Consider the following 21230-nt stretch of genomic DNA (forward strand, 5'->3'; position numbering starts at 1 on the left):
GCGGGAGTCGATCCCGCCCCGATCCGTTTACAGAAGCTGGCCCAGCTTCAGCGCCACGCTCATATCGCCCGAGACCTTGATCTTGCCCAGCGCGAAGGCGGTCATCGGGTTCAACTGGCCCTGCACCAGCTTTTCGAGATTCGCCTGCGAGATGCGGATCGTGCAATCGGCCGGGTCGGTCGAGAGCACCGCCTCTGTGCCTTCCAGCCGCAGCATGCCGTCCGCGCCGCAATCGAATGTCAGGCTGTTGTCCAGCGGCTTGCGGCCCAGCCCCTTGCGGATCAGCGCCGCGATGTCGTCCAGGTTCATTACACCCTCCATGTGGTGCGTCCTGCATGACGCAAGCCGCGTCGCGCGCCCAGCGTGACGTTGCGCCCTGTCAGCCCGCCGCCACGGCCTGCCGCGTGATCGGGCAGCGGGTGCCGCCATACATCCCGTCGAGAACCTGCGCGAACACGGGATCGGCGTCGGGAACGGCCTCGAACAGGGTTAGGCTGGACCGCACCTTGAGCGAGTCGATTGGACCCAGGATGGTTTCGGGGTCGGTGCCGGTGTGACTCAAAAGGATTTGTGACACCTCGACCAGGCGTGGGCCGAGGATCGGGTGAGCGAGATAGTCTGCCGCCTCGTCCACGCCCGACAGCCCGAAATGCCTGGCTCGGGGCGAGCGGCCCAGGCTGGACAGTTGCGGGAACACCCACCAGATCCAGTGGCTGGTCTTCTGCCCGGCGCGCAGTTCGCGCAGAACGTCGGGCCAGACGGCTTCCTGTGCAGTGACGAATCCGGAGAGGGTGGGCATTCGGTCTGCTCCTGTCGGATCATAGCAAATTGCTCCAATCCGCCGGAATTTGAAACCTACGCGCGGGACAAGGCCGAAGGCCGCCGCGCGAGCGCCGACCCGCCCCCATGGGGCGGCACTTTGGCTGCCATCAGAGACAAGCTCGGAGGTCAGCCGGACATCGCTGCCATAAAGCGCGCCGTTCAGAGGTTGCGGCGCCTCCCCGCGGGTCGGCGCTCGCGCAGCCTTGCGCCCTTACCCCAGCCGCCGGTTCCGGGCCGCCAGCAGGCGCAGGCGCAGGGCGTTCAGGGTGATGAAGCCCTTGGCGTCTTTCTGGTCATAGGCGCCGGCGTCGTCCTCGAAGGTCACATGCGCCTCGGAATACAGCGAATGCTCCGACCACCGGCCGATGCAGCGGACCGAGCCCTTGTACAGCTTCAGCCGCACGGTGCCGGTCACGTGTTCCTGCGACTTGTCGATCAGCGCCTGCAGCATCTCGCGCTCGGGTGAGAACCAGAAGCCGTTGTAGATCAGCTCGGCATAACGCGGCATCAGCGAGTCCTTGAGGTGGCCCGCGCCGCTGTCCAGCGTGATCTGTTCGATGCCGCGATGCGCCTCCAGCAGGATGGTGCCGCCGGGCGTTTCGTAGATGCCGCGCGACTTCATCCCGACAAAGCGGTTTTCCACGAAGTCGAGCCGCCCGATACCGTGCTTGCGACCGTATTCGTTCAGGTCCGTCAGGATCGTTGCGGGCGACAGGGCCTTGCCGTTGATCGCCACGGCGTCGCCCTTCTCGAACGTCACCTCGATGATTTCGGGCTGGTCCGGCGCGTCCTCGGGGTGGACGGTGCGGGCATAGACGTAATCGGGCGCTTCCTCGGCGGGGTTTTCCAGCACCTTGCCCTCGGACGAGGTGTGCAGCAGGTTCGCGTCCACGCTGAACGGGGCCTCTCCGCGCTTGTCCTTGGCGATGGGGATCTGGTTCTGCTCGGCGAAGGCCAGCAGCGAGGTGCGCGAGGTCAGGTTCCATTCCCGCCAGGGCGCGATCACCTTGAGCGAGGGGTTCAGCGCGGCCACCGACAGTTCGAACCGCACCTGGTCGTTGCCCTTTCCGGTTGCGCCATGCGCCACAGCGTCGGCGCCGGTTTCCTCTGCGATCTCGACCAGCCGTTTCGAGATCAGCGGCCGTGCGATGGAGGTGCCCAGCAGATACAGACCCTCGTAGACCGCGTTGGCGCGGAACATCGGAAAGACGAAGTCAGACACGAATTCCTCGCGCAGATCCTCGATGAAGATCGAGTCGGGGTTGATTCCCAGCATCTCGGCCTTCTTGCGGGCTGGGTCCAGCTCCTCTCCCTGGCCAAGGTCGGCGGTGAAGGTCACCACCTCGCACCCGTATTCGGTTTGCAGCCATTTCAGGATGATCGAGGTGTCGAGGCCGCCGGAATAGGCAAGGACGACTTTCTTGGGCGCGGTCATGTCAGGGGTCCCCCGTCAGGTTTGGCGGGCGGATTACCGGGTTTTGTGCGGCGCGGCAAGGCGGCGCCGTTTCGCGCATCGCGGAGCGCAGTTGGAAAAGATCGCCGGGATGGCGTTGACGCGGGCAGCCGGTTACGGTGTCAATCGAAAGACAGGGTTTGTGTCAGGGGGCGCGATGAAGGGTTTCACCATCTTCCGGCATTCTTTGCTGCTGGTCCTGCGCAACTGGCAGGAGGCGCTGCGTATCGGCGCGCTGCCGGTTCTTGCGGTTATGCTCGTCGGGCTTCTGACGATCGGACCGGCCGGGTTCGCGGCCTTGCAGGCGGAACCCGAAACGCTGGACCCCGCCCTTGCCTCTGGTGTCATCCTGACGGTGCTGGTCGGCATGGTCGCCATGTTGGTGATCGTGGTGAACTGGCACCGTTTCGTCCTGCTGGAAGAATATCCCGGTGGCTGGGTCCCGTCGCTGCACCCAGCCTTGGTGCTGGGCTATTTCGGGCGGTTCCTGTTGCTGTCGCTGCTGATGTCGCTGGCGCTGTTCCCGGTGTTGTTCGTTGTTGGGCTGTTCGGCCCGGCAAGCGTGATCGTCCTGCCGATCGTCATGCTGGGCCTGACGATCCTGTTCTACCGGCTGGCGGTGATCCTGCCGGCGGGCGCCATCGGACAGCCGATCACGCTGGCGCAGGCCTGGGAGGCGACGAAGGGCTCCAGCCCGTCGATCCTGATGGCGATGCTGCTTCTGTTCCTGGTCAATGTGGTGGCGCAGACGGTGGTGACCATCCTCGCGCTGGTCGTGCCGATCCTCGCACTGGCGTTGTCGCTGCCCGTTTCGGTCGTTCTGGCGCTGGCCGGGGTCAGCATCCTGACGACCCTGCATGGGCACTATGTCGAGGGTCGCCCGATTGACTGAACCCGCGCTTTGCGGCACGGCTGAACCATGAGTGATTTTCAGACCCGGGCCCGCGCGGCCACCGAAGCCATGCGAGGCGTCTTTCCCGAGACGCCGCTGTTGCGTAACGATCACCTGTCGCAGCGCTATGGCGCCGAGATCTGGCTGAAACGCGAGGACCTGTCGCCGGTCCGCAGCTACAAGCTGCGCGGCGCCTTCAACGCCATGCGCAAGCAGGACGCGGAGTTGTTCGTCTGCGCCAGCGCAGGCAACCACGCGCAGGGCGTGGCCTACATGTGCCGGCATTTCGGGCGGAAGGGCGTTATCTTCATGCCGGTCACGACGCCCGACCAGAAGATCCAGAAGACCCAGATGTTCGGCGGCGACAATATCGAGATCCGCCTGACCGGTGACTATTTCGACGACTGCCTGCGGGCGGCACAGGCCTTTTGCGCGCAGGAGGGCGGGCATTTCCTGTCGCCTTTCGACGACGAGGACGTGATCGAGGGCCAGGCCAGCGTCGCCGTCGAGATCGAGCAGCAACTGGGCGGTGTGCCCGATCACATCGTGATCCCGGTGGGCGGCGGTGGCCTGTCTGCGGGGGTGCTGTCCTATTTCGGCACGGCTTGCGCCTATACGTTCGTGGAACCCTCGGGCGGCGCTTGCCTGCGCGCCGCGCTGGAGGCGGGGCGGCCCGTGGCGCTGAAATCGGTCAACACCTTCGCTGACGGTGCCGCCGTGGCGAAGATCGGCGAACGCACCTTTGACCGGCTGAAGAGCGTGGGTGTGGCCAACACGCTGACCATCTCCGAGGACCGGCTGTGCACGACCATGCTGGAGATGCTGAACGTCGAGGGGATCGTGCTGGAGCCCGCGGGCGCGCTGTCGGTCGATGCGCTGAAGGATCTCGGGCAGGGGATCGCCGGGCGCAAGGTCGTCTGCATCACCTCGGGCGGGAACTTCGACTTTGAACGTCTGCCCGAGGTCAAGGAACGCGCCCAGCGCTGGGCGGGGCAGAAGAAGTATTTCATCCTGCGCCTGCCGCAGCGGCCCGGCGCGTTGCGCGATTTCCTCGACCTGCTGGGCCCGGACGACGATATCGCGCGGTTCGAGTATCTCAAGAAATCGGCGCGCAACTTCGGCTCTGTCCTGATCGGGATCGAGACGCCGGAGCCGTCGAATTTCCAGACGCTGTTCGCCAAGCTGGACGGCGCCGGGATGACCTACCAGGACATCACCGATGACGAATTGCTGGCGCGGTTCGTGATCTGATGCTGGGGGGCAAGACCGCCATCGTCACCGGCGCTGGGCAGGGCATCGGACGCGCCATCGCGCGGCGCCTTGCGGGTGCGGGGGTGCGGGTTGCCGTTTCGGATATCGACCCTGTTTCGGCCCAATCCGTGGCGGATGAGGTTGGCGGTATGGCGATAGCCTGCGATGTGCGCGACGAGGCGCAGATCGCCGCGCTGGTCGACGGGGCGCAACAGGCGTTGGGCCAGATCGACATGCTGGTGTCGAATGCGGGTTTCGCGCGCGGTGCCGTCGCGGGGCCGTGTTCCGCCTCCGACGCGTTGTGGCAAGACAGCTGGGATGTGCATGTCATGGCGCATCTGCGCGCCTGCCGCCTGTTGCTGCCGGGGATGATCGCGCGCGGCGAGGGTTGGCTGGTCAATGTCGCCTCCGCCGCCGGGCTGTTGAGCCAGATCGGTGATGCACCCTACTCGGCGACGAAACACGCTGCTGTCAGCCTGGCGCAGTCCCTGGCGATCGAGCATGGTGACCAGGGCATCCATGTGTCCTGCGTCTGCCCGCTTTATGTCGCGACGCCGCTGCTGGGCTACGACGCCGACGCGACCGAGGACCGGCCCGACCGCGTCCTGACCGCCGAGGACGTGGCGCAATCCCTTATGGATGGACTCGAACAGGGTCGATTCCTGATCCTGCCGCATCCCGAGGCGGCCGAGTTCTTTCGCCGCCGCGCCGAGGACACCGACCGCTGGATTGCAGGCATGCGCCGGTTGCGCGCCCGCGCCTTCGCCGAGGGTCTGCCTGCCGACCTTGCCGCGCTGCACCGGTTGATCTGACAGGTTTCCGTCACTCAATCCGAGGTTTCCTGACAGGGAATGAGGTAAAATGCGCGGCCCCCGTTTGGCCGGCGCCGCGCCGGGTGTATCGCAGGACAAGGCGGCCCCGTCTGGGGCCTGGCAGCGAAAGGGATATCCATGCTGAACATCGGTCTTCTGGGCGCCGGCCGTATCGGCCAGGTGCATGCTCGCGCGATCATCGCGCATCCCGGCAGCCGCCTGGTCGCGATTTCCGACGTGGTGGCCGACAGCGCCGAAAAGCTGGCCGCGACGGTCGGCGCCGAAGCGCGCAGCAGCCAGGCGCTTCTGTCTGACCCGTCCATCGACGCGGTGCTGATCGCCACCTCGACCGATACGCATTCCGACCTGATGGAGGCTGCGACCGCTGCCGGCAAGGCCGTGCTGTGCGAAAAGCCGGTGGATTTGAGCCTGGAACGCGCGCGGGCCTGTCTGAAGGCGGTGCAGGCCACGGGCAAGTCCGTGATGATCGGCTTCAACCGTCGCTTCGATCCGAATTTCGGCGCGCTCAAGGCGGCGCTCAAGGGTGGCGAGATCGGCAAGCCCGAGTTGCTGGCCATCACGTCCTTCGACCCGGCACCGCCTCCGGTGTCCTATGTAAAGGTCTCGGGCGGGCTGTTCCGTGACATGATGATCCACGACTTTGATATGGCGAATTTCATCATGGGCGAGGCGCCGGTCTCTGTCAGCGCCGTGGGGTCGTCGATCGTCGATCCCGCGATCGGCGCGGCGGGCGACGTCGATACCGCAGTGGTCACGATGACCTATGCCGACGGCAAGATCGCGGTCATCAAGAACTCGCGCCGCGCGGTCTATGGCTATGACCAGCGGGTAGAGTTGCTGGGCTCCGAAGGGCTGCTGCAGGCGCAAAACATCCTCGAGAACTCGGTGGTGAAATCGACGACTCAGGGCGTGACCGGGGCCAAGCCCGTCCTGTTCTTCCTCGAACGCTACATGCCCGCCTACAAGGCGGAGTGGGCAGCCTTTGTCGACGCCGTGCAATCGGGCGGTCCGATGCCGGTGACGCTGGCCGATGGCGTGGCCGCACTGGTCATGGCCGAGGCGGCGACGCGGTCGGTGAAAACCGGTGCGCCGGTGCGCCTTGCGGATCTGACCGGCTCACGCTCTTGAACCTGACGTGATTTGACGCATCCTCTCCGCTGACGCCTGATAGCGAAAAGGAGAGGATGCCGATGCTCACACGCCGTTCCGTTCTGATGACTGGTGCCGCCGCTCTGGTGTTGCCGAAGGTTGCGCTGGCCGCTCCCCTGGTCCTGAGGGCCGAACCGGTGGTCGCGCAGATCCTGCCTGAGGGCGACGGGACGACGGCGATGCTGGGTTTCAACGGCACGACGCCGGGACCGGAACTGCGCCTGAAACAGGGGGCGGAACTGGCGGTTCGGTTCGAGAACCGGATGGGCGACGTCTCTGCCATCCACTGGCACGGAATCCGCATCGAGAACGCGATGGACGGGGTGCCGGGCATGACGCAACCGCCCGTCGGGGATGGTGAGGATTTCGACTATCGCTTTACCGTGCCGGATGCGGGCACCTACTGGTATCACTCACATCACCGCTCATGGGAGCAGGTGGCACGTGGACTCTACGGTCCCCTGATCGTCGAAGAGCCGAACCCGCCTGCCGTCGATCACGACATCACCGTGATCGTCGATGACTGGCGACTGGAAGAGTCCGGCACGATGATGGAGGGCTTCGGGAACATGCACGATTTCGCCCATGCCGGGCGGATGGGCAATTTCGCCCGCGCGATTCCCTCGGTGGCCGAAGTGCGGCGGGGTGACCGGGTGCGGCTGCGTCTCATCAACGTGGCGACGGCGCGGATCTTTCCGGTGCAGTTGTCGGGCGTGGCGGGCAAGGTCGTGGCGCTGGACGGGATGCCGCTGCGCGCGACGCGCGACATTGGCGACCTGGTGCTGGCCCCGGCGCAGCGGGTCGACATCATCGCGGATGTGCAGGACGACGTGCGTTTCGACTTTCCGACTCGGGACGAGCCTTATGAAATGGGCCGGATCGCGGTTGCAGGCGAGAATCCCGCGCCGCTGGGCGGTGCGATCTCGGCGCTGCCCGCGGCCTCTGTCGCCGCGCCCGGCACGCCGACCCAGAACCTGACCCTGCGGATGCAGGGTGGCGCAATGGGCGCTGGGCATGGCGGCGACGACATCTGGGCCTTCAACGATGTCTCCGGGATGAAGGACGCGCCCTTTGCCACCTTCAAGCGCGGCGAGACAGCCCGGATCACAATGATCAACGACACCGCGTGGCCGCATGGCATCCACCTGCACGGGCACCACTTCTTCGAGGTGGCGGATGGCCAGCCCGGCGATCTGCGCGACACGTCTTTCGTCCAGCGCGGGGAGACTCGCGAGATTCTCTGCACCTTCGACAACCCGGGCAAGTGGATGTTGCACTGTCACATGCTGGGACACCAGGCCTCGGGTATGATGACTTGGGTCGAGGTAGCCTGAGTCGGGCTTGCCTGGCGGCGCGCGGTAAACGCGACGAATTGCGACACTGTATACCACTGTATGCTGTAGACGCCGCGCTTTGCTTTGGATATGGGAGGGCCAGCGAAATGAAAGGGGTTCCCCATGTCCGATACGACTCCCGATATCATCTACACCAAGGTTGACGAAGCACCCGAGCTTGCCTCGGCCTCTCTGCTGCCGATCATCCGCAGCTTTGCCGCCGCGGCTGACGTGTCCGTCGGCACGAAGGACATCAGCCTTGCCGGCCGCATCATCGCCGCCTTCCCCGAGCGCCTGACCGACGCGCAGCGCCAGCCCGACGACCTGGCGATCCTGGGCGAGCTGGTGAAGCAGCCGCAGGCCAACGTGGTCAAGCTGCCGAACATCTCGGCCTCGGTGCCGCAGCTGGTCGGCGCGATCAAGGAGCTTCAGTCGCAGGGTTACGACCTGCCCGACTACCCCGAGGATCCGCAGACCGACGCCGAAAAGCAGGCCCGCGCCCGCTATGACGCGATCAAGGGTTCGGCCGTGAACCCGGTCCTGCGCGAGGGCAACTCGGACCGCCGTGCCGCCACCGCCGTCAAGAAATACGCGCAGGCCAACCCGCACCGCATGGGCGACTGGTCGGCCACCAGCAAGACGCGCGTCTCGTCGATGAACGGCAACGATTTCCGCGCGAATGAGAAATCCGCCACGCTGGCCAAGGCCGCGACGGCCAAGATCGTGCTGGAAACCGCCGATGGCGAGACCGTCCTGAAAGAGGGTGTGTCCTACCCGGCGGGCACCGTGGTCGACGCGACCTTCATGTCGGCCAAGGCGCTGGGCGCGTTCCTGGCGGACGAGATCGTCAAGACCAAGGCCGACGGCACGCTGTTCTCGCTGCACCTCAAGGCCACGATGATGAAGGTTTCCGACCCGATCATCTTCGGCCACGCGGTGAAGGCCTGGCTGGCCCCGGTTTTCGAGAAGTTCGGCGACCGGATGAAGGCGCTGGGCGTCGACCCGAACTCGGGCCTGGGCGACCTGCTGGACAAGGTCTCGGGCGATGCCGAGATCATGGCGGCGATCGACGCGGTCAACGCGGAACGCCCCGACATGTACATGGTGAACTCGGACAAGGGCATCACCAACCTGCACGTCCCGTCCGACGTGATCGTCGACGCCTCGATGCCCGCACTGATCCGCGCCGGCGGCAAGGGCTGGGGCTCGGACGGCAAGGAACACGACACGAACTGCGTGATCCCCGACAATTCCTATGCCCCGATCTATGACGAGGCGATCAACTTCTTCAAGGCGAACGGCAAGCTGAACCCGGCCACCGCCGGCACCGTGCAGAATCTGGGCCTGATGGCGCAGAAGGCCGAGGAATACGGCAGCCACCCGACCACGTTCGAGATCCCGGTGGACGGCACCGTCAAGATGATCCTCGACGATGGCACAGTGCTGCATTCGCACAAGGTCGAAGCAGGCGACATCTGGCGCTCGGCCAGCACCCGCAAGGCGCCGATCGAGGACTGGGTGAACCTCGCCATCGAACGGCAGAAGATCACCGGCTACCGCTCGATCTTCTGGCTGGACGCAACCCGCGCGCATGACGCGCAGCTGATCGCCATGGTCAAGCCGATCCTCGAGGCCAAGGGCGTCGCCGACAAGTTCCAGATCATGGCGCCGCGCGAGGCGACCCGCGCCAGCCTCGAGACGATCACGAAGGGCGAGAACACCATCGCCATCACCGGCAACGTTCTGCGCGACTACCTGACCGACCTGTTCCCGATCCTGGAACTGGCGACCTCGGCCAAGATGCTGTCGATCGTCAAGCTGATGAACGGCGGCGGTCTGTTCGAGACCGGCGCCGGCGGCTCGGCGCCCAAGCACGTCCAACAGCTGCAGGAAGAGAACCACCTGCGCTGGGATTCGCTGGGTGAGTTCTGCGCGCTGGGCGAAAGCTTCCGCTTCCTCGCCAGCGCCAAGGGCAACGCCAAGGCGCGGGTGCTGGGCGACGCGGTGGATACGGCGACGCAGGGCATCCTCGACAACGACCGCAGCCCGGGCCGCAAGGTGGGCCAGCCGGACAACCGCCACAGCCATTACTGGTTCGCCCGCTACTGGGCCGAGGCGCTGGCGGCGCAGACGGACGACGCCGAGATGGCCGCGCACTTCGCGCCGATGGCCAAGGCGCTGGCTGATGGCGAGGCCGCGATCACCGCGGAACTCTCTGCCGGTCAGGGCAAGCCCGCCGACCTCGGCGGCTACTACCACACCGACCCGGCCAAGACCGCGGCGGTGATGCGCCCCTCGGCGACGTTCAACGCGATCATCGGCTGATCCTGGTGCGGGCAACTTCCGTCGACGGAAGTTGCACATTTCCTCGATGAAATGTGCGCCCGCTTCGAAATCCGGCCCCGGCAGGTTCCCTGCCGGGGCCTTTTTCTTGTGCAATCGGGGCCCGGCGATGAAAATTTCGACCCTCGCGAATTTTTACCGATTGATAAAATTTCTGCCTGTGGCAGGCTCGTGGGAAACGACAAGGACAGGGAGACGCCATGACCAGTCCCTTCACGCCGGGAATCGCCTCGGGCCGACTGGACGCCGAGACGCTGGCCCGGAACTTTTCCGACCTGCACCCGGCCTATGACCCGCACGAGGCCGCCGTTGCCGCGGATCGGTGCTATTTCTGCCATGACGCACCCTGCATCACGGCCTGCCCGACCGACATCGACATCCCGCTGTTCATCCGTCAGATCGCCTCGGGCATGCCCGAGGCGGCGGCGCGCACGATCCTGGAGCAGAACATCCTCGGCGGCATGTGCGCCCGCGTCTGCCCGACAGAGACGCTTTGCGAAGAGGCCTGTGTGCGCGAGGCGGCAGAGGGCAAGCCGGTCGAGATCGGACGCCTGCAGCGCTATGCCACCGACAGCTTGATGGCGCGGCAGGGACATCCCTTCACCCGGGCGCCCGAGACGGGCCGGCATGTGGCAGTCGTCGGGGCTGGGCCGGCAGGCCTGGCCTGCGCGCATCGGCTGGCGATGAAGGGCCACACGGTCACGATCTACGAGGCTCGGCCAAAGGCGGGCGGGCTGAACGAATACGGCATCGCCGCCTACAAGAGCACTGACGATTTCGCTGCGCGCGAGGTCGACTGGCTGCTGGGCATCGGCGGGATCACGATCGAATACGGCAAGGCGCTGGGCCGCGACATCACGCTGGACGGGTTGCGCGGCACACATGACGCGGTGTTCCTGGGCATCGGCCTGGGCGCGGTGAACGCGCTCGAGGCCGAGGGCGCCGACAAGGACGGTGTCGGCGACGCGGTGGATTTCATCGCAATCCTGCGGCAGGCAGAGGACAAGGCGGCGCTGCCGGTGGGGCGCAACGTGGTGGTGATCGGCGGCGGCATGACCGCCATCGACGCCGCTGTGCAGTCGAAACTGCTGGGCGCCGAAAACGTCACCGTTGCTTATCGCCGGGGCGCGGATCGCATGGGCGCTTCGCAGTTCGAACGCGACCTTGCTACCTCGAAGGGCGTGCGCATCCTGACCGATGTCGTGCCCAAGGCAGTGCATGGCAACGGCGCCGCACGCGAGATCGAGTTGGAATACACCGCCGAGGGGCCGGACGGGCTGAAGGGCACGGGCGAGACCCTGCGCCTGCCCGCCGACCAGGTGCTGCGCGCCATCGGCCAGGTGCTGGACCCGGTCGACGGGCTGACGCTGGACGGGCGCAAGATCGCGGTGACCGGCGCGGGTCGCACCTTTCTGCCCGGGGTCTGGGCCGGCGGAGACTGCACGCCGGGCGAGGACCTGACCGTGGTGGCCGTGGCCGAGGGCCGCGATGCCGCCGAAGACATTCACGCGACCCTGACGGGTATGGTCTCATGAGCACGCTGAGCCAGGCCGAACGGAGAGCGCTGGACACAATTCCAACCACCTCCAACCCGGACAAGCTCAGAAATCTCATTGCCAATGCGCGGCGCATCGGTACGCAAACCGTGGAACGGGCTGCGTTCGCCCGACTGTGCGAAATTCAACCGTCAGCCGAACCCGGCACCGTTGAGCACGATGTATGGCAGTCAATTCACGCACTTGAAGAGATGTTGAAGGATGAACGTGGAAAGACAGTTCGGCTTTCCCGCACCCGGCAGAAGATCGAAAGAGATGGTGAAGCGAAGACTGCTGCAGACCTGACTTTGAAGCCCGAAGTCTCTGCCGGTTTCAGGGATCTGATAGACCGAGGGCACCCAGAGCTCACGTTTGAGGCTGTAGTTCTTCGGCACCCTGAAGTCTTTGACGAACAAACGAGAAATGCAGCCTCCGCCCGATTAAACGCGGCGGGGATCATCCCTAGCGAACTCCAATAAATCAGGAGGTTCAACACCCATGGCCGATCTCACGAGCAATTTCCTGGGGATCAAGTCCCCCAACCCGTTCTGGCTGGCCTCGGCGCCGCCGACCGACAAGGAATACAACGTCCGCCGCGCCTACGAGGCCGGCTGGGGCGGTGTCGTCTGGAAGACTCTGGGCGAGGAAGGTCCGCCCGTCGTCAACGTGAACGGCCCGCGTTACGGCGTGGTCTATGGCGCCGATCGCCGCGTGCTGGGCATCAACAACATCGAGTTGATCACCGACCGGCCGCTCGAGGTGAACCTCGAGGAAATGGCGCGGGTCAAGGCGGACTACCCCGACCATGCGCTGATCGCCTCGATCATGGTTCCCTGCGACGAGGACAGCTGGAAACGCATCCTGCCGCGCGTGGCCGAGACGAATTGCGACGGGATCGAGCTGAACTTCGGCTGTCCGCACGGGATGTCCGAACGCGGCATGGGATCTGCCGTGGGGCAGGTGCCGGAATACATCGAGATGGTCGCGCGCTGGTGCAAGAAGTACTACGACCGGCCCGTGATCGTGAAGCTGACGCCGAACATCACCGACATCCGCTATCCGGCGCGGGCGGCGAAGAATGGCGGCGCCGATGCGGTCAGCCTGATCAATACGGTGTCGTCCATCACCAGCGTGAACCTCGACAATTTCAGCCCGGAACCGTCGATCGACGGCAAGGGCAGCCACGGGGGCTATTGCGGCCCGGCGGTCAAGCCCATCGCGCTGAACATGGTGGCCGAGATCGCCCGCGACCCGCAGACCCGCGGCCTGCCGATCAGCGGCATCGGTGGCGTCACCACCTGGCGCGACGCGGCGGAATTCATGGCGCTGGGCGCCGGGAACGTGCAGGTCTGCACCGCCGCCATGACCTATGGGTTCAAGATAGTCGAAGAGATGAAGCGCGGCCTGTCGGCCTGGATGGATGAAAAGGGATATGCCACTCTCTCCGACTTTGTCGGCAAGGCGGTGCCCAATGTCACCGACTGGCAGTACCTGAACCTGAACTACGTCACCAAGGCGCGGATCGACCAGGACGCCTGCATCAAGTGCGGCCGCTGCTATGCCGCCTGCGAGGATACCAGCCACCAGGCGATCTGGATGCACGAGGGCCGGGTGTTCGAGGTCAACGATGCGGAATGCGTTGCCTGCAATCTCTGCGTCGATGTCTGCCCGGTCGAGAACTGCATCACGATGGAGCGGATGCCCGCTGGTTCGGTCGACCCGCGCACCGGCAAGACCGTGTCGGACGAGTATGCCAACTGGACGACGCACCCCAACAACCCGATGGCGGTCAAGGCGGCGGAGTGAGGAAAGGGGGCTCTGCCCCCGTCTCCCTTCGGTCGACTCCCCCGGAGTTTTTCGGGCAAGATGAAGGCTCAGGGCGTCAGCAGGCGCCTGAACAGCGTTTCCAGATGCGCCTCGGCGCGGGGAAAGGGGTCGCCCGCTCCAAGGACCGCATGCACCTGCACGTCGAAATCGGCGTAGTGCTGGGTCAGCGCCCAGACCGAGAAGATCAGGTGCACCGGGTCGACAGGGGCAATGCGGCCTTCGTCGATCCAGCGCTGGATGACCGCCGCCCGATCCTCGACCAATTCGCGCAATTCGCCTTCGAGGGCGGGCAGGATGCGCGGGGCGCCCTGCAGGATCTCGTTGGCAAACAGCCGGCTTTCGCGCGGGAAGTCTCGGGCGAGGGCCAGCTTGCGGTGGACATAGGCTAGGAGTTCGTCGACCGGTTCTCCGTTCGGGTTAACCGCCTTGAGCGGGTCAAGCCATGTGTGCAGCAGGCCGGTCAGCAATTCCTCGTGGATCGCTTCCTTGGACGGGTAGTAGTAAAGCAGGTTCGGCTTCGACAGCCCGGCCTCGGCGGCGATCCGGTCGAGAGTGGCGCCGCGGAACCCTTCCTGCGAAAAGACCGTCAGGCCGGCCTCGAGGATGGCTTCGCGTTTCTCGCGCTGGATCCGGGTCATTGTCTGTTCCGGCTCTTGCCCTGCGTTGATGTCGGTCATCCGCGTCCCTCGTCTGCCCAATCGGCCGTCACATGCCCGTTCCTGCGGCAACTCGCTTGACTGAGGGCCGCCCTCTGGTAGCGTTTGTTTGACCGATTGGTCAAATCGAGGCAAGCCCGCATCAGACGGGTCCAACACGGGGAGTGACGCCATGGCAGCACCAGCAGCCAACATGACCATCAATGCCGACCGGCTGTGGGACAGCCTGATGGAGATGGCAAAGATCGGCCCGGGTGTGGCGGGCGGCAACAACCGGCAGACGCTGACGGACGCCGATGCCGAGGGGCGCGCGCTGTTCCAGAAATGGTGCACGGACGCGGGCTGTTCCATGGGGCTCGACCAGATGGGCAACATGTTCGCGCGGCGCGAGGGGACGGACCCCGATGCGCTGCCGGTCTACGTCGGCTCTCACCTCGATACGCAGCCGACGGGCGGAAAGTATGACGGGGTGCTTGGAGTGCTCGGTGGGCTGGAGGTGATCCGCACGCTGAACGATCTCGGGATCAAGACGAAACATCCGATCGTCGTGACCAACTGGACGAACGAGGAAGGCACCCGGTTCGCGCCGGCGATGCTGGCCTCGGGCGTGTTTGCCGGCATCCACACGCAGGACTGGGCCTATGACCGCACGGACGCGGCGGGCAAGCGGTTCGGCGACGAGCTGGATCGGATCGGCTGGAAGGGCGAGGAAGAGGTGGGCGCGCGCAAGATCCACGCCTTTTTCGAACTGCATATCGAGCAGGGGCCCATTTTGGAAATCGAGGGCAAGGATATCGGTGTCGTCACCCACGGGCAGGGCCTGACCTGGACGCAGGTGACGGTGACGGGGCGCGATTCGCATACCGGAAGCACGCCGATGCCGATGCGCAAGAACGCGGGTCTCGGCATGGCGCGGATCCTGGAAAAGGTCGACGAGATCGCGTGGAGCCATGCGCCCCACGCGGTCGGCGCGGCCGGGCATATTGACGTCTACCCGAACTCGCGCAACGTGATCCCCGGCAAGGTGGTGTTCACGGTCGATTTCCGGTCTCCCGACCTGAGCGTGATCCAGGCGATGGACAAGCAGCTGCGCGAGGAAGCGACGAAGATTTGCGACGAGATGGGTCTGACGGTGGAATTCGAGAAGGTCGGCGGGTTCGACCCGGTGACCTTCGACGAGGGCTGCGTCTCGGCCATCCGCAACGCGGCGGAGCGGCTGGGCTATAGCCACATGAACATCATCTCGGGTGCGGGGCATGATGCCTGCTGGATAAACCGTGTCGCTCCGACCGCCATGGTGATGTGCCCCTGCGTGGATGGCCTCAGCCACAACGAGGCCGAGGAAATCAGCAAGGACTGGGCCAAGGCCGGGACGGACGTGCTGTTCCACGCGGTGGTTGAGACGGCGGAGATCATGGAGTGAGTGATCGCAGCATTTCCATTCTAGGATTAGTATTGGCCCTTTTCGCCGCGATTTTTGCAGGCGGAGCCCTCTATTTCGCTTGGAAAGCCGACCAATCTGTTCAAGGTGCTGTAAAAATAGAATTCTTAGATTTTGACGTTACGGGGCATGAGCGCTGCTGTGTAAATTTTCAGTGGAGGTTTCAAGCTACTAATTATTCAGTCTACGATAGATTCTTGACTAGCGCATCATTCGACTCTGGTCAGTATGACATCGTGTCTGAAGTTTTTCTATCCGATGACGTGAGAAACGTTCTTTCCCAAAACTACTTTGGAGAATCTGCTAGCCGGATAGTTGTTCCGGGCCGAGGCAGCATTACTCTATATGCTAATGCTCCACTGCAATTAGGAATGCTCAGTCAGAAAAACAAAATGTATCCATTAGATAGTTCCGGGAACAACAGTGATCCATTCTGGGCCGGAGTAGAGGCAAGTGAAGCGGTCAAACACGCTTGGAAAGAAAATTTTGAAGAAAGACTAGCGAAATATGTTGAGAATTATGATCCGGAGTTTGACAGCATTATTATCCAAGCGATCAGAGGGTGCCGGTCAAACCTAAGACTCTTCCCGTCTCAATGCGGGCGGTTGTCGGTAGAATTGGATGACGGTTCTCTCGTCAATTCCGATGAAATTCTTGTTGGGTTCTTTCCAAATTATCTGAGTATGCCGCCACAAAGTGCAGTGGAACGCTTTGGCGATCAACCGGAGATCAAATGACATGATCACAGTCATCAAGAACGGCACCGTCGTCACGGCGGACCTGAGCTGGAAGGCCGATGTCCTGATCGACAAGGGCCGGATCGTCGAGATCGGTGATAGCCTGAAGGGTGACGAGCAACTGGATGCCACAGGCTGCTACGTCATGCCGGGCGGGATCGACCCGCATACGCACCTGGAAATGCCCTTCATGGGCACCTATTCCTCTGACGATTTCGAATCCGGCACCCGCGCCGCGCTGTCGGGCGGGACGACGATGGTGGTGGACTTCGCGCTACCCTCGCCCGGGCAGGGGCTGCTGGATGCGTTGCAGATGTGGGACAACAAGTCCACCCGCGCGAATTGCGACTACTCCTTCCACATGGCCGTGACCTGGTGGGGTGAGCAGGTTTTCAACGAGATGAAGACCGTGATCGAGGATCACGGCATCACCACCTTCAAGCATTTCATGGCCTACAAGGGCGCGCTGATGGTGAACGATGACGAGATGTATGCCTCGTTCAAGCGCCTCGGCGAACTCGGCGGCATCGCCATGGTCCATGCCGAGAACGGCGACGTGGTGGCCGAGATGTGCGCCAAGCTGCTGGCCGAAGGCAACACCGGGCCCGAGGCGCACGCCTATTCCCGCCCGCCGCAGGTCGAGGGCGAGGCGGCCAACCGCGCCATCATGATCGCCGACATGACGGGCGTGCCGCTCTATATCGTGCACGTGAGTTGCGAAGAGGCGCACGAGGCGATCCGCCGGGCGCGGGCGCAGGGCAAGCGGGTCTGGGGTGAGCCGCTGATCCAGCACCTGACGTTGGACGAGTCCGAGTATTTCAACAAGGACTGGGACCACGCCGCCCGCCGCGTCATGTCGCCCCCGTTCCGCAACAAGCAGCACCAGGATTCGCTCTGGGCCGGGCTGATGAGCGGGTCGCTGTCCGTCGTGGCGACGGACCATTGCGCCTTTACGACGGACCAGAAGCGGTTCGGCATCGGCGATTTCACCAAGATCCCGAACGGGACCGGCGGCCTCGAGGACCGGATGCCGATGCTCTGGACGCACGGGGTGGAAACCGGGCGGCTGACGCCCGAGGAATTCGTCGCCGTGACCTCGACCAACATCGCCAAGATCCTGAACTGCTATCCGCGCAAGGGGGCGATCCGGGTGGGCTCGGACGCCGATATCGTGGTCTGGGACCCGGCCAAGACCAAGACGATCACCGCCGCGACCCAGCAATCGGCCATCGACTACAACGTGTTCGAGGGCCACACGGTCAAGGGCCTGCCCCGGTTCACCCTGACGCGCGGCCATGTCGCTGTGCATGACGGCGAGATCCGCACGCAGGAAGGCCACGGCCAGTTCGTCAAGCGTGCTCCGGGGACGCCGACGAACAAGGCACTGTCGAAGTGGAAGGAAATCACCAACCCGCGCCCGGTGGAGCGGACGGGGATTCCGGCGACGGGGGTGTGATGGTCGCTAGGCGCCCCGGACTTGATCCGGGGCGTTACATTCGACAGCCAACAGCCGAGGCAAGGATGCCTGCCAAGACCAGAACCAGCAAAACTTGCGAGGCCCCGGGTCGAGTCCGGCGTGTTTGGCGCCGTGCGTCAGGCAGGCACCAACGCCTCCAACTCCGGCAACAGGACGACCGACTCCTGCTCATGCGGGTCGGTTCTTGCGATGACCGCCACCGCCGTCTCGTCCCCGTCGTTGAAGGGCAGGTGCGGGACGTCGGCGGGGATGTAGATCATGTCGCCGGCCTTGGTTTCCATCACATTCTCCAGACGCTCGCCCCAGTACATCTTGGCGGACCCCGAGATCACATAGATCGCGGTTTCATGCGTCTCGTGCTTGTGCGCCTTGGCGCGGCCGCCCGGTGGGACGGTCAGCAGGTGCATGCAGACGCCGTGCGAGCCCACGGTTTCCTTCGCGATGCCCTCGAAATAGGAAAAGCCCTGCTTGCCCGTGTATGTCCCCTCGGGCCGCAGTTTCACGCAATCCGGTTTCTCTTTGGCCGCCATGGTGATCCCCTTGATGTCTGAACCTGCCCCCATCCTAGCAGAAAGCGCCGCCCCGGTCATTCGCGCGCAACATCTGGACCTGACATTCCAGGCGGCGGACGGGCCGGTACATGCGTTGAAGGATGTGAGCCTCGACATTCCCAAGGGGTCTTTCGTCAGCTTCATCGGACCGTCCGGTTGCGGCAAGACCACATTGCTGCGCTGCATCGCGGCGTTGGAGCATCCCACGGGCGGCAGCCTGAGTGTGAACGGGATGACCCCGAACGAGGCGCGGCGCAAGCGGGCCTATGGCTATGTCTTCCAGGCGGCGGGGCTCTATCCATGGCGGACTATCGGGCGCAACATTGCGCTGCCGCTGGAGATCATGGGCTATTCCAAGACCCAGCAGAAGGAACGCATCGCCAAGGTGCTGGACCTGGTCGAACTGTCGGGCTTCGAGAACAAGTTTCCGTGGCAGCTGTCCGGCGGGATGCAACAGCGGGCCAGCATCGCGCGGGCGCTGGCCTTTGACGCCGACCTGTTGCTGATGGACGAACCCTTTGGCGCGCTGGACGAGATCGTGCGCGACCGGCTGAACGAGGAGTTGTTGGGGCTGTGGCGGCGGACGGAAAAGACCATCGCCTTTGTCACGCATTCGATCCCCGAGGCGGTGTATCTGTCGACCCATATCGTCGTCATGTCGCCCCGACCGGGTCGCATCACCGATGTGATCGAAAGCCCGCTGCCCTGGGAACGTCCGCTGGACATCCGCGACACGCCGGAGTTCATCGAGATTGCCCATCGCGTCCGCGAGGGGCTGCGCGCGGGCTACCAGGAATGAGCGCGGGTTTCCTGACATGGTTGGGCGCGGCGATGGCGGTCTTCCTCGCGGCGAGTGCCTCGATGCGCGCCTATGTGGACAATGATCGGCTCGGCTTGCTGGGACTTGCACTCATTTTGTATACGGCTGGCAACCTGATGATGGTGAGGCTCATGCGCGAGGGCGGGATGGCGGTGGCGATCTCGATATCGGCGGTGCTGCAACTGCTTCTGGCGGTGCTGGTGGCCTTCCTGTTCTTCGGCGAACGGCCCGCACCATTGCAACTGGCGGGTATCGCGCTGGGCGTCGTCTCGGTCGCATTGATCTTGGCGGCGCCGGTGGGGTCTGGCCGATGACGCGGTTGATCCGGCCTGTCCTGGCGATGGTGCTGGCGCTGATGGCGCTGTGGTATGTCGCCGTGCTGCCGATGAACGTGAAGGAAACGCTGACCCAGGCGGAACGTGCCGGGGCGGTAATCGCACCGCCGTCGGCCGTCGAACGCCGGGACATGAGCAACTGGGCGCTTGTGCTGAACAATACCCATGCGCTGGGCGAAAGCTGGAACCTCGACCGACCGCGCCTGCCCGCGCCACATCAGGTGCTGACAGAGCTTTACGCCTCGACCATCGGCGAAGAGGTGACGGGCCGGCGCGGTATCGTGAAAACCGGGACGCTATCGAACCGTAGCCTGATCTATCACGGCCTCATCACGCTGAACGCGACCTTTGTCGGCTTTCTGATCGGCACCGGGTTGGGTGTGGTGCTGGCAGTGGGGATCGTGCATTCCCGCGTCATGGACATGAGCGTGATGCCCTGGGCAATCGTCAGCCAGACCATTCCCATCGTTGCGCTGGCGCCCATGATCATTGTCGTTCTGTATTCGATTGGTATACAAGGGCTGCTGCCCAAGGCGGTAATCTCAGCCTACCTCTCCTTCTTTCCAGTCGTCGTGGGCATGGTGAAGGGGCTGCGCGCGCCGGATTCGATGCAGCTGGACCTGATGCGCACCTACAGCGCCGAGCCCATGACGGTGCTGACTAAGCTGCGGCTGCCCTCGTCGGTGCCCTATCTCTTTGCCTCGCTCAAGATCGCCATCGCGGCGTCGCTGGTGGGCGCCATCGTCGGCGAACTACCCGTGCAGCAGGGCGGCCTTGGGGCGCGGATGCTGGCGGGCAGCTATTACGGCCAGACGGCGCAGATCTGGGCGGCGCTGCTGATGGCGGCGGGCCTCGCGGCGGTGCTGGTCTGGCTCATCGGCGTTATCGAGCGGCGCACGCTGAGGCGGATGGGGATGATGGCATGATCCAGATCGTTTTCGCCTTCGTGCTTTGGGCCGCGGGTTGGGCGCTGAACGCGCGGCTGGCAAATGGGCCGGGCGCCGACACGCGGGCGGCGCGCCTGGCCGTTCCGCTGATCTTCGGCGCGACCCTGCTGGGCATGTGGGAACTGCTGGTGCGCGGGCTTGAGGTGCCGACAGTGATCCTGCCGCCGCCAAGCCAGATCGCAGGGACATTCGCCGAGAACACGGGCCTGCTGTGGCGAGACTTCGTGCAGACGATCCTCAAGGGCGCGGTTTCGGGCTATGTCATCGGCTGCGGTGCGGCGTTCCTGACCGCGCTGCTGGTGGACCGCTATGATTACCTGCGCCTGGGCTTGCTGCCGCTGGGCAATTTCATGGCCGCTCTGCCCATCGTCGGCACGGCGCCGATCCTGGTGATGTGGTTCGGTTTCGGCTGGCAGTCCAAGGCGGCGGTCGTCGTGCTGATGGTCTTCTTTCCTATGCTTGTGAATACCGTCGCGGGGTTGCAGGATACGACCACCATGCAACGCGATTTGATGCGCACATATGCGTCTTCGTGGGGTCAGACGCTGATGAAGCTGCGTCTGCCAGCAGCGCTGCCATTCATCTTTAACGGGCTAAAGATCACCTCGACCCTCGCCCTGATCGGGGCCATCGTCGCCGAGTTCTTCGGCAGTCCGACGCTGGGCCTCGGCTTTCGCATCTCGACCAGCATCGGGCAGCTTGACCTGGGCATGGTCTGGTCCGCCATCGTCGTGGCGGCGCTTTCCGGCACGGCGTTCTACGGGCTGATCGCCCTGATCGAACGCCGGGTCACCTTCTGGCACCCGTCACAACGGGGCTGACGACTA

At 64.4% G+C, this 21230-nt stretch carries 21 protein-coding genes; 16 read left to right on the forward strand and 5 right to left on the reverse strand.

Annotated features, from left to right (window positions below):
* Positions 1 to 27 precede the first annotated feature (27 nt).
* The 3 genes from KB874_RS05020 to KB874_RS05030 form a co-directional block, all read right to left on the reverse strand.
* Positions 28 to 309 carry an SCP2 sterol-binding domain-containing protein gene (locus KB874_RS05020; protein WP_212535463.1) on the reverse strand — a complete coding sequence of 94 codons (282 nt, stop codon included), beginning with the start codon at positions 307 to 309 and terminating at the stop codon, positions 28 to 30.
* Between the two features lie 70 nt (positions 310 to 379).
* Complete coding sequence (locus tag KB874_RS05025) at positions 380 to 799, reverse strand: DUF1810 domain-containing protein (protein ID WP_212535464.1); 420 nt, start codon at positions 797 to 799, stop codon at positions 380 to 382.
* A gap of 234 nt (positions 800 to 1033) precedes the next feature.
* Entirely contained in the window at positions 1034 to 2257 is a 1224-nt protein-coding gene (locus KB874_RS05030) for an argininosuccinate synthase (protein ID WP_212535465.1), read from the reverse strand.
* 175 nt (positions 2258 to 2432) lie between these two features.
* Between KB874_RS05030 and KB874_RS05035 the strand changes: the two genes are divergently transcribed.
* The 9 genes from KB874_RS05035 to preA all read left to right on the forward strand — a co-directional run bounded on the left by KB874_RS05035 (position 2433) and on the right by preA (position 13418).
* Entirely contained in the window at positions 2433 to 3167 is a 735-nt protein-coding gene (locus KB874_RS05035) for a hypothetical protein (RefSeq protein ID WP_212535466.1), read from the forward strand.
* 27 nt (positions 3168 to 3194) lie between these two features.
* The gene (gene ilvA / locus KB874_RS05040) at positions 3195 to 4418 is read left to right on the forward strand and encodes a threonine ammonia-lyase IlvA (RefSeq protein ID WP_212535467.1); all 1224 of its coding nucleotides are present in this window, start codon (positions 3195 to 3197) and stop codon (positions 4416 to 4418) included.
* Entirely contained in the window at positions 4418 to 5230 is an 813-nt protein-coding gene (locus KB874_RS05045; protein WP_212535468.1) for an SDR family oxidoreductase, read from the forward strand. Before ilvA ends, KB874_RS05045 begins: the two co-directional genes overlap by 1 nt.
* A gap of 138 nt (positions 5231 to 5368) precedes the next feature.
* Complete coding sequence (gene iolG, locus KB874_RS05050) at positions 5369 to 6379, forward strand: inositol 2-dehydrogenase (RefSeq protein ID WP_212535469.1); 1011 nt, start codon at positions 5369 to 5371, stop codon at positions 6377 to 6379.
* A 62-nt stretch (positions 6380 to 6441) separates the two neighbouring features.
* The gene (locus KB874_RS05055) at positions 6442 to 7734 is read left to right on the forward strand and encodes a multicopper oxidase family protein (RefSeq protein WP_212535470.1); all 1293 of its coding nucleotides are present in this window, start codon (positions 6442 to 6444) and stop codon (positions 7732 to 7734) included.
* A gap of 123 nt (positions 7735 to 7857) precedes the next feature.
* Positions 7858 to 10059, forward strand: coding sequence for an NADP-dependent isocitrate dehydrogenase (locus KB874_RS05060; RefSeq protein WP_212535471.1), 2202 nt, complete (start codon positions 7858 to 7860; stop codon positions 10057 to 10059).
* 218 nt (positions 10060 to 10277) lie between these two features.
* Positions 10278 to 11612 carry an NAD(P)-dependent oxidoreductase gene (locus KB874_RS05065; RefSeq protein ID WP_212535472.1) on the forward strand — a complete coding sequence of 445 codons (1335 nt, stop codon included), beginning with the start codon at positions 10278 to 10280 and terminating at the stop codon, positions 11610 to 11612.
* Positions 11609 to 12091 carry a hypothetical protein gene (locus KB874_RS05070; protein ID WP_212535473.1) on the forward strand — a complete coding sequence of 161 codons (483 nt, stop codon included), beginning with the start codon at positions 11609 to 11611 and terminating at the stop codon, positions 12089 to 12091. The genes KB874_RS05065 and KB874_RS05070 overlap by 4 nt, the downstream gene beginning before the upstream one ends.
* A 19-nt stretch (positions 12092 to 12110) precedes the next feature.
* Positions 12111 to 13418 carry an NAD-dependent dihydropyrimidine dehydrogenase subunit PreA gene (gene preA, locus KB874_RS05075; RefSeq protein WP_212535474.1) on the forward strand — a complete coding sequence of 436 codons (1308 nt, stop codon included), beginning with the start codon at positions 12111 to 12113 and terminating at the stop codon, positions 13416 to 13418.
* A gap of 68 nt (positions 13419 to 13486) precedes the next feature.
* Here preA and KB874_RS05080 read toward each other — a convergent pair whose 3' ends face one another.
* A complete protein-coding gene (locus tag KB874_RS05080) occupies positions 13487 to 14116 on the reverse strand; it encodes a TetR family transcriptional regulator C-terminal domain-containing protein (RefSeq protein ID WP_212535475.1) in 630 nt (209 codons plus the stop codon).
* Positions 14117 to 14267: 151 nt separating this feature from the next.
* Between KB874_RS05080 and KB874_RS05085 the strand changes: the two genes are divergently transcribed.
* The 3 genes from KB874_RS05085 to hydA are packed head-to-tail and all read left to right on the forward strand — an operon-like array spanning position 14268 to position 17729.
* Positions 14268 to 15518, forward strand: a complete 1251-nt coding sequence (locus KB874_RS05085) for a Zn-dependent hydrolase (RefSeq protein WP_212535476.1) — start codon at positions 14268 to 14270, stop codon at positions 15516 to 15518.
* On the forward strand, positions 15515 to 16273 hold the full coding sequence (locus tag KB874_RS05090; RefSeq protein WP_212535477.1) for a hypothetical protein: 759 nt from the start codon (positions 15515 to 15517) through the stop codon (positions 16271 to 16273). Before KB874_RS05085 ends, KB874_RS05090 begins: the two co-directional genes overlap by 4 nt.
* 1 nt (position 16274) lies before the next feature.
* Positions 16275 to 17729, forward strand: coding sequence for a dihydropyrimidinase (gene hydA, locus KB874_RS05095; RefSeq protein ID WP_212535478.1), 1455 nt, complete (start codon positions 16275 to 16277; stop codon positions 17727 to 17729).
* A 137-nt stretch (positions 17730 to 17866) separates the two neighbouring features.
* Here hydA and KB874_RS05100 read toward each other — a convergent pair whose 3' ends face one another.
* Positions 17867 to 18280, reverse strand: a complete 414-nt coding sequence (locus KB874_RS05100; protein WP_212535479.1) for a cupin domain-containing protein — start codon at positions 18278 to 18280, stop codon at positions 17867 to 17869.
* A gap of 13 nt (positions 18281 to 18293) precedes the next feature.
* Here KB874_RS05100 and KB874_RS05105 point away from each other — a divergent pair, with 13 nt between their 5' ends.
* From KB874_RS05105 to KB874_RS05120, 4 genes are read left to right on the forward strand one after another with little or no spacing between them, the layout of a single operon-like run.
* The gene (locus KB874_RS05105; RefSeq protein WP_212535480.1) at positions 18294 to 19100 is read left to right on the forward strand and encodes an ABC transporter ATP-binding protein; all 807 of its coding nucleotides are present in this window, start codon (positions 18294 to 18296) and stop codon (positions 19098 to 19100) included.
* Positions 19097 to 19435 carry an EamA family transporter gene (locus KB874_RS05110; protein WP_212535481.1) on the forward strand — a complete coding sequence of 113 codons (339 nt, stop codon included), beginning with the start codon at positions 19097 to 19099 and terminating at the stop codon, positions 19433 to 19435. The genes KB874_RS05105 and KB874_RS05110 overlap by 4 nt, the downstream gene beginning before the upstream one ends.
* The gene (locus KB874_RS05115) at positions 19432 to 20382 is read left to right on the forward strand and encodes an ABC transporter permease (RefSeq protein WP_212535482.1); all 951 of its coding nucleotides are present in this window, start codon (positions 19432 to 19434) and stop codon (positions 20380 to 20382) included. Before KB874_RS05110 ends, KB874_RS05115 begins: the two co-directional genes overlap by 4 nt.
* Positions 20379 to 21224 carry an ABC transporter permease gene (locus tag KB874_RS05120; RefSeq protein ID WP_212535483.1) on the forward strand — a complete coding sequence of 282 codons (846 nt, stop codon included), beginning with the start codon at positions 20379 to 20381 and terminating at the stop codon, positions 21222 to 21224. Before KB874_RS05115 ends, KB874_RS05120 begins: the two co-directional genes overlap by 4 nt.
* Positions 21225 to 21230: the final 6 nt, after the last annotated feature.

This window comes from Thetidibacter halocola, from assembly GCF_018224955.1.
GTDB classification, from domain to species: Bacteria; Pseudomonadota; Alphaproteobacteria; order Rhodobacterales; family Rhodobacteraceae; genus Thetidibacter; species Thetidibacter halocola.

Excerpts from the sequence above, each read along its gene's own strand:
- KB874_RS05085 (WP_212535476.1), top strand. The coding sequence starts at position 14,268 with ATGGCAGCACCAGCAGCCAACATGACCATCAATGCCGACCGGCTGTGG.
- KB874_RS05055 (WP_212535470.1), top strand. The coding sequence starts at position 6,442 with ATGCTCACACGCCGTTCCGTTCTGATGACTGGTGCCGCCGCTCTGGTG.
- KB874_RS05100 (WP_212535479.1), bottom strand. The coding sequence starts at position 18,280 with ATGGCGGCCAAAGAGAAACCGGATTGCGTGAAACTGCGGCCCGAGGGG.
- KB874_RS05105 (WP_212535480.1), top strand. The coding sequence starts at position 18,294 with ATGTCTGAACCTGCCCCCATCCTAGCAGAAAGCGCCGCCCCGGTCATT.
- ilvA (WP_212535467.1), top strand. The coding sequence starts at position 3,195 with ATGAGTGATTTTCAGACCCGGGCCCGCGCGGCCACCGAAGCCATGCGA.
- KB874_RS05115 (WP_212535482.1), top strand. The coding sequence starts at position 19,432 with ATGACGCGGTTGATCCGGCCTGTCCTGGCGATGGTGCTGGCGCTGATG.
- KB874_RS05070 (WP_212535473.1), top strand. The coding sequence starts at position 11,609 with ATGAGCACGCTGAGCCAGGCCGAACGGAGAGCGCTGGACACAATTCCA.
- KB874_RS05080 (WP_212535475.1), bottom strand. The coding sequence starts at position 14,116 with ATGACCGACATCAACGCAGGGCAAGAGCCGGAACAGACAATGACCCGG.
- KB874_RS05025 (WP_212535464.1), bottom strand. The coding sequence starts at position 799 with ATGCCCACCCTCTCCGGATTCGTCACTGCACAGGAAGCCGTCTGGCCC.
- KB874_RS05120 (WP_212535483.1), top strand. The coding sequence starts at position 20,379 with ATGATCCAGATCGTTTTCGCCTTCGTGCTTTGGGCCGCGGGTTGGGCG.
- KB874_RS05035 (WP_212535466.1), top strand. The coding sequence starts at position 2,433 with ATGAAGGGTTTCACCATCTTCCGGCATTCTTTGCTGCTGGTCCTGCGC.
- iolG (WP_212535469.1), top strand. The coding sequence starts at position 5,369 with ATGCTGAACATCGGTCTTCTGGGCGCCGGCCGTATCGGCCAGGTGCAT.
- KB874_RS05030 (WP_212535465.1), bottom strand. The coding sequence starts at position 2,257 with ATGACCGCGCCCAAGAAAGTCGTCCTTGCCTATTCCGGCGGCCTCGAC.
- hydA (WP_212535478.1), top strand. The coding sequence starts at position 16,275 with ATGATCACAGTCATCAAGAACGGCACCGTCGTCACGGCGGACCTGAGC.
- preA (WP_212535474.1), top strand. The coding sequence starts at position 12,111 with ATGGCCGATCTCACGAGCAATTTCCTGGGGATCAAGTCCCCCAACCCG.
- KB874_RS05065 (WP_212535472.1), top strand. The coding sequence starts at position 10,278 with ATGACCAGTCCCTTCACGCCGGGAATCGCCTCGGGCCGACTGGACGCC.
- KB874_RS05110 (WP_212535481.1), top strand. The coding sequence starts at position 19,097 with ATGAGCGCGGGTTTCCTGACATGGTTGGGCGCGGCGATGGCGGTCTTC.
- KB874_RS05045 (WP_212535468.1), top strand. The coding sequence starts at position 4,418 with ATGCTGGGGGGCAAGACCGCCATCGTCACCGGCGCTGGGCAGGGCATC.
- KB874_RS05060 (WP_212535471.1), top strand. The coding sequence starts at position 7,858 with ATGTCCGATACGACTCCCGATATCATCTACACCAAGGTTGACGAAGCA.
- KB874_RS05020 (WP_212535463.1), bottom strand. The coding sequence starts at position 309 with ATGAACCTGGACGACATCGCGGCGCTGATCCGCAAGGGGCTGGGCCGC.